General features: G+C 66.5%; 6 protein-coding genes and 1 tRNA gene. 2 read left to right on the forward strand and 5 right to left on the reverse strand.

Annotation, left to right across the window (positions count from 1 at the left end; all coding sequences use genetic code 11):
* Positions 1–35: 35 nt before the first annotated feature.
* The 3 genes from dnaQ to V9K93_RS04390 are packed head-to-tail and all read right to left on the reverse strand — an operon-like array spanning position 36 to position 1,882.
* On the reverse strand, positions 36–767 hold the full coding sequence (gene dnaQ, locus V9K93_RS04380; protein WP_136639929.1) for a DNA polymerase III subunit epsilon: 732 nt from the start codon (positions 765–767) through the stop codon (positions 36–38).
* Between the two features lie 4 nt (positions 768–771).
* Entirely contained in the window at positions 772–1,224 is a 453-nt protein-coding gene (gene rnhA, locus V9K93_RS04385) for a ribonuclease HI (protein WP_046982837.1), read from the reverse strand.
* 13 nt (positions 1,225–1,237) lie between these two features.
* Positions 1,238–1,882 carry a methyltransferase domain-containing protein gene (locus V9K93_RS04390; RefSeq protein ID WP_136639928.1) on the reverse strand — a complete coding sequence of 215 codons (645 nt, stop codon included), beginning with the start codon at positions 1,880–1,882 and terminating at the stop codon, positions 1,238–1,240.
* Positions 1,883–1,893: 11 nt separating this feature from the next.
* On the opposite strand from V9K93_RS04390, the gene gloB reads away from it, so the two are divergent.
* Both gloB and V9K93_RS04400 read left to right on the forward strand, forming a co-directional pair.
* Positions 1,894–2,658, forward strand: a complete 765-nt coding sequence (gene gloB / locus V9K93_RS04395) for a hydroxyacylglutathione hydrolase (protein WP_136639927.1) — start codon at positions 1,894–1,896, stop codon at positions 2,656–2,658.
* Positions 2,655–3,854, forward strand: a complete 1,200-nt coding sequence (locus V9K93_RS04400; RefSeq protein ID WP_295380707.1) for a lytic transglycosylase domain-containing protein — start codon at positions 2,655–2,657, stop codon at positions 3,852–3,854. Before gloB ends, V9K93_RS04400 begins: the two co-directional genes overlap by 4 nt.
* 209 nt (positions 3,855–4,063) lie before the next feature.
* Here the strand turns inward: V9K93_RS04400 and V9K93_RS04405 are convergent, their stop codons facing one another.
* Complete coding sequence (locus V9K93_RS04405; RefSeq protein ID WP_136640033.1) at positions 4,064–6,019, reverse strand: peptidyl-prolyl cis-trans isomerase; 1,956 nt, start codon at positions 6,017–6,019, stop codon at positions 4,064–4,066.
* Between the two features lie 193 nt (positions 6,020–6,212).
* A tRNA-Asp gene (locus V9K93_RS04410) sits at positions 6,213–6,289 on the reverse strand.

The raw sequence follows: 6,289 nt of genomic DNA on the forward strand, positions 1-6,289 counted from the left end.
GCCGGCCAGCAGCCGGCACTACCCCATCCCAGGCATTACACGCTGGCAGGCTCTTCCACCTTCGGGCCATCCCACAGCGCGTGGCCGGCCTTCTTGCGCAGCCGCTCCAGGCGTGCGGTGTGCGCTTCCAGTTCCGACGGCGTGGCCACCACGCGCGGGCGCGGCAACAGCTTGCTGGTATCGAAGGCCAGCAATGCCGCACCGGCAGCGCCGGCATCGTCATCGCCCAGCCCGAAACCGATCTCCTCCTGGCCCGAGGTCAGGGCGATGTAGACGTCGCCCAGGATCTGCGCATCGAGCAGGCCGCCGTGCAGTGCGCGGTGCGAATTGTCCACGCCCAGCCGCCTGCACAGCGCATCCAGCGAGTTGCGCTGGCCCGGGAAGCGCTCGCGCGCCATCACCAGGGTATCGATCACGGTGCAGCGGTCGGTGATCTTCCCATACTGCGGCCCCAGCAATGAAAGCTCGTTGTCGAGGAAGCCCAGGTCGAACGCCGCGTTGTGGATGATCAGCTCGGCACCATCGATGAACGCCAGGAACTCGTCGGCGATCTGCGCGAAGTCCGGCTTGTCATCAAGGAACTCCAGGGTCAGGCCGGTGACTTCCTGCGCGCCCTGTTCGAACTCGCAGTCCGGCTTGATGTACTGGTGGTAGTTGTTGCCGGTCGGTCGGCGCTTGAACAGCTCCACACAGCCGATTTCAACGATGCGGTTGCCCTTCTTCCATTCCAGGCCGGTGGTTTCGGTATCAAGGATGATCTGACGCATGGGCTCAGTTTACCGGGCTGGAGTCGCGGATCTGGATGGCCGCATTGCGGGCCAGGGTATCCACCCGCTCGTTGTCCGGGTCACCGGAGTGGCCCTTCACCCAGCGCCAGTCGATCTGGTGGCGCAGCGTGGCCGCCTGCAGGCGCTCCCACAGCTCGCGGTTCTTCACCGGGTCGCCGCCAGCGGTCTTCCAGTTCTTGCGGATCCAGCCGGGCAGCCACTGGGTCAGGCCCTGCCGCACATACTGCGAATCGGTGTAGAGCACGATGTTGCACGGCTCGGTCAGCGACTCCAGGCCGGAGATGGCCGCCATCAGCTCCATCCGGTTGTTGGTGGTGTGCGCTTCGCCGCCGCTCAGTTCACGCTCGTGGCCCTTGTAGCGCAGCAGCGCAGCCCAGCCGCCGGGGCCGGGATTGCCAAGGCAGGAACCGTCGGTGTGGATTTCGATGGTTTTCAATACAACTCCAGAATCAGGTAGCAACAGTGCCGTGCCAGCGCACCGGCAGCGGTTTCGGCCCGGGCAGGGCCAGCGTGCGTTTTTCGGCATGGAACAGGCAGGCCGCGCGCAGTGGTGCCCAGCCGCCGGGACGACGGCTGCCGCCGCCCTGCCAGAGCGGACCGAGGTAGCGCATATCGTCGCACTCCAGGCCATGGCGGCCGAGCAGCAGGCGGATCCGCTGCGGCGTGCGCACCACCAGCCCATGCTGGCGCCAGCGCGTGCGGTACGGGCTGAACGGATTGAGGCTGCTCAGCCACAGGTGGCCGCCCGGCATCAGCACGCGTTCGCACTCATCCAGCAGCTGGTCCGCATCGGCCGCGACCACATGCTGCAGAACGATGGCGTTGACGCTCTCATTGGCCAGCGGCAATGGCAGGGCGCAGCGGGTGTCGCCGGCATAGCCCTGCCCCTGCCGGAACAGGCGCAGACCGCGTCCGCCCAGCTGTGCATCGTCCAGCCACGCCGCACTTGGTGCGATCCACAGCCATGGCTGCGTCGGCAGCACCGACAGCTGCGGCAGCAGCAACTGCCGCTCCAGCACGCGCAATGCCACCGCCGGTTCGCTGTCGAACCACGGGGCCTGGCTCGCTTGACGGGTGCTCTGCAGCGCGGGCATGGTCCAATTCTATGCGACTGACTGCCCTGACCGCATTTGCGGACAACTACATCTGGATGTTGATCGACGACGATGGTGCAGCCGTGGTCGTCGATCCCGGCGATGCTGCGCCGGTGCTCGCGCTGGCCGACCAGGGCCTGCGCGTGGACAGCATCCTGCTCACCCATCACCACGATGACCACATTGGCGGCGTGCCCGCACTGCAGGCGCGTTTTCCCGGTGTGCGGGTAATCGCACCGGCCGAGGAGCGCATCCCGACGGCGACCGAGCGGGTCGGCGAAGGTGAACGCGTTCAGGCACTGGGCCGGATGTTCCACGTACTATCCGTGCCCGGGCATACCCGCAGCCACATCGCGTTTCACACTGCTGAACACCTTTTCAGCGGAGATTCGTTGTTCAGCCTGGGCTGTGGGCGCCTGTTCGAAGGTACGCCGTCCCAGCTGCTGGCATCGATGCTGAAGCTGGGTGCCCTGCCCGCGCAACTGCTGCTGTGTTGCGCTCATGAGTACACCGTGTCAAATGCCGTCTTCGCGCGGCATGTCGACCCCGCCAACGCTGCCCTGTGGCAGCGCCAAGAGGAGGCTTTGGCCATGCGCCGCGATGACCGTTCCACCCTGCCGGTAACCCTGGCCAACGAATTCGACTGCAATCCCTTCCTGCGTGTGCACACGGCGCCGATCCGTGCGTCGGTGTCGGCACACCTGGGCCGTGACGTCGTTGACGACGTCGACGTGATGGCCGGTCTCCGGCATTGGAAAGACGGCTTCCGCGCATGATGCGCCGAAGTCTGCCGCTGGCCCTGGGCCTTGTCCTGGGGCTGGCCGGAACCGCAGGCGCACAGTCGCTGGGCGCCGGCATCAGCCAGAACCTGACCGCCGCTGCGGCGCTGCCGCTGGATCCGTCCGCGCTGCCTGCGCCCTCGGTGCGCAATGGCCAGGAGATCTTCACCAGCTTCCGCGATGGCCTGGCCGAACCCAGCTGCGATGCCGAAGCCACCAGCCCGCGCTGGCAGAAGCAGTTCGCCCACGCGCCGTCCCGCCTGGCCAATCAGGATGACGACGCACTGGTGCTGTTCGGTTATGTGGTTGAAGAACTGCGCAAAGCCAACCTGCCCACCGAATTCGCCCTGATTCCCTTCGTGGAAAGCGGTTACCGGCCCAATGCCCGCAACGGCAGCGGCCCGACCGGCCTGTGGCAGTTCATCGCCACCACCGCACGCAACCATCGCGTGCCGATGGCCAACGGCTATGACGGACGCCTCTCTGCGGTCGATTCGACCCAGGCCGCGGTGCGTTACCTGAAGACCCTGCACGGCATGTTCGGTGGCGACTGGCGCCTGGCCACCATGGCCTACAACGCCGGCGAGTACCGCGTGCTGCAGTCGCTGCGCAAGGCTGGCATGAATGCGCAGAACGCCAAGCCCTCGGCGCTGCCCGGCCTGTCGCCGGTCACCTATGCCTACGTCGAGAAGCTGCATGCCCTGGCCTGCGTGCTGGAAGACGTGGAAGACCAGCCCCGCGTGATGGCCTCGCTGGACCGCACCGTGCCGGTGCTGAAGGACCACACCCTGCCGGCCGGCACCAGCGTCCAGCAATGGGCCGCACAGCGCGCCCTGGACCCGGCCAGGATTGCCCGCCTCAATCCCGCCCTGGCAGGCGGTGGCCGCGCCTCCGGCACCACTCGCGTGCTGGCGCCGGTCTCGGCCGCCAATGCGACAGTGGCAGAGGCTGCCACCGCGCTGGTCGCCAGCGCCGTTCCGGTCGCCGCAGCCGCGCCAACGCCCCAGGTGGCCAAGACCGTTGCGGCCATCGCCGACCGTCCGCGCAGCCGTCGCCACACCGTGCGGAATGGCGAGTCTGCCTGGACCATCGCCCGCCGCTACGGCATGCCGGTGAAGGCCCTGCTGTCGCTGAACGGCCTGAGCGGCAGCAGCGTGCTGAAGCCGGGCGCGGTACTGCGCGTCGAAGACTGACGCGCCAGCCAAGCACTCCCTGTAGAGCCGAGCCCACGCTCGGCTTTTTCTTGCGCGGTGCGGCTGCTTCGACATGCTTCTCGTAGAGTCGAGCTTGCTCGAATGCCTCCACATGTGCAGGCGAGCAAGTTCGACTCTACGCACCCACACACCAACAAAAAAAGGCCCGGCAATGCCGGGCCTTTCTCGCTCCTGCAAACCGATGAGGCTTACAGGTTCGCTTCGGTGGTCTGGATCACGAACTTCTTGCGCATCGCCTCGATGTAGGCCTTGGCTGCGGCCATGCCGTCGATCTGGCTCAGCTGGTCCTTCAGCTGCTTCTGCTGCTCGGCGGTCACTTCCTTGATGTCGCCCGGATTGACCTTGTTCACTGCGAACAGCAGCGCGTGGCCGTTGACGTCAACCTTGCCGTAGCTCGGCTTGCCTTCGGCCGGGACCGGTGCGCTGAAGATCGCGCGATTGATTTCCGGGGTCGGCACCGGCTGGCTGCGCGGCAGGCCCGGCATCGGGCTCAGCTGCAGCTTCTCGCTGGCGGCCAGCGACTGCAGGGTGGCGCCGGCCTTCAGCTTGGCCAGCACGGCGTCGGCCGCCTTGTCGCTGGCCTGGCGCTGGCGGTCGGCGCGGATCGCGGCGATTACCTGCTCGCGGGCCTTGTCCAGCGGCATCGCTTGTTCCGGGGTGTGTGCAGCCACGCGGATGACCACGCTGTGGTTGGTGGCGCCACCCAGGGCGATCGGGTCGCTGGCGGTGCCGTCCTGCACCAGCACGTCGGAGAACGCGGCACGCAGCACGGCCGGATCGGTGGCAATACCGCTGGCGGTGGCACGGGTGATCGGGCCCAGAGTCTGCAGCGGCAGGTTCACTTCCTTGGCCGCAGCGGCCAGATCGCTCGGGCTCTTGTTGATGGCGTCGACCAGGCGACCAGCCAGCTCGTTGAAACCGCGCTCGCCGTCGGCCTTCAGCTGCTCTGCGGCGAGCGTGTCACGCACTTCCTCGAACGACTTGCCTTCGCCACCGCGCACGGCGGCGACCTTGATGACGTGGTAACCGAAGTCGGTCTTCACCGGGCCGATAACGTCACCCGCCTTGGCGGCGAACAGGGCGTCTTCGAACGGCTTGACCATTGCGCCACGCTCGACCCAGCCCAGGTCACCGCCCTGGTCCTTCGAACCCGGATCTTCCGAGTTGGCCTTGGCCAACGCGGCGAAGTCGGCGCCGGCAGCCTTGGCCTCGGCAGCGATCTTGTTCGCCTTGGCTTCGGCACCGTCACCGGTCAGCAGGATGTGCGAGGCCTGGCGCTGTTCCGGCGAGGTGAACTTCGCCTTCTCGTCTTCATAGCGCTTGCGCAGGGTGGCTTCGTCGGCCGCGGTCGGCGCCGGCAGGTTGCCACCGTTGATCTCGACGTACTCCAGCGACACGCTCTCGGCCTGGCGGAAATCCTTGCCATGGCTGTCGTACCACTGCTTGATCTGCGCGTCGGTGACCGGCGCGGTATCGGCCGGCACTTCCGGCAGCGCAGCCAGCTCGACGTCGCGGGTTTCACCCAGCAGCTTCAGCAGGCGCTCGGTTTCGGCCTGGGTAACGAAGCCGGAGTTCTGCAGGCCGGAAGGAATCACCGACTGCTGCAGGCTCTCACGCACCAGTTCCTGGAACTGGGTGGGGGTACGCGGCGGATTGCCGCCGGCCAGGGCCAGGCGGTAGTTGTTCTCGCTGAACTTGCCGTTCGAATCGAGGAAGGCCGGAATGGTGGTGATGTACTCACGCACCGCGCCATCGCCGATCACGACACCAGCCTGCTCGCCGACCAGGCGCACGACCTGCTCATCGATCAACTGATCGAGCACGGCCATCTTGCTTTCAGTGCTCTCGAACGCGCGCGGGTCGAAGTTCTCGCCCTGCTGCTGGCGCTCACGCATGCGCTCCTGTTCGAAGCGGGTGCGGAAATCCTGCGCACTGATCTCATGGTGCTGCCACAGCATGCGCACCGGCCACCACGACGGGGCCGAACGCCACCAGGTCGGAGGCGCGGAAACCTTGGCCACGTTCTGTGCGCCAACGCCACCGAGATAGCTGTTGTCGATCACGAACAGGAACGGAATCATCAGCAGCCCCAGGATCACAGTGACGATCCAGCCTGAGGTCTTGTCGCGGAGTTTCTGCAGCATGGTGAGGAATCACAAGGCCTGATTGGCGAGCCCGGCAGTGTAACCCGCTTCGTCGCAGGGACCAAAAGCAGCCCCGGCGCGGCCTGCGCCGCATCCTCGCAGCAACCCGCCACTGGCAGATGCATGCCTCGCGTCCGACCGCGCGAACAACACAAAGAAAAAGCCCCCGGCTTGCGCCGAGGGCTTTTAAAGTTGGCGGAGCGGACGGGACTCGAACCCGCGACCTCCGGCGTGACAGGCCAGCATTCTAACCAGCTGAACTACCGCTCC

Source organism: Stenotrophomonas sp. CCNWLW162, from assembly GCF_037203745.1.
Lineage (GTDB): Bacteria > Pseudomonadota > Gammaproteobacteria > Xanthomonadales > Xanthomonadaceae > Stenotrophomonas > Stenotrophomonas maltophilia_AQ.

Bases quoted from the DNA above. Each gene is read 5' to 3' on its own strand.
- dnaQ (WP_136639929.1), bottom strand. From the start codon at position 767: ATGCGTCAGATCATCCTTGATACCGAAACCACCGGCCTGGAATGGAAG.
- V9K93_RS04390 (WP_136639928.1), bottom strand. From the start codon at position 1,882: ATGCCCGCGCTGCAGAGCACCCGTCAAGCGAGCCAGGCCCCGTGGTTC.
- gloB (WP_136639927.1), top strand. From the start codon at position 1,894: ATGCGACTGACTGCCCTGACCGCATTTGCGGACAACTACATCTGGATG.
- V9K93_RS04400 (WP_295380707.1), top strand. From the start codon at position 2,655: ATGATGCGCCGAAGTCTGCCGCTGGCCCTGGGCCTTGTCCTGGGGCTG.
- V9K93_RS04405 (WP_136640033.1), bottom strand. From the start codon at position 6,019: ATGCTGCAGAAACTCCGCGACAAGACCTCAGGCTGGATCGTCACTGTG.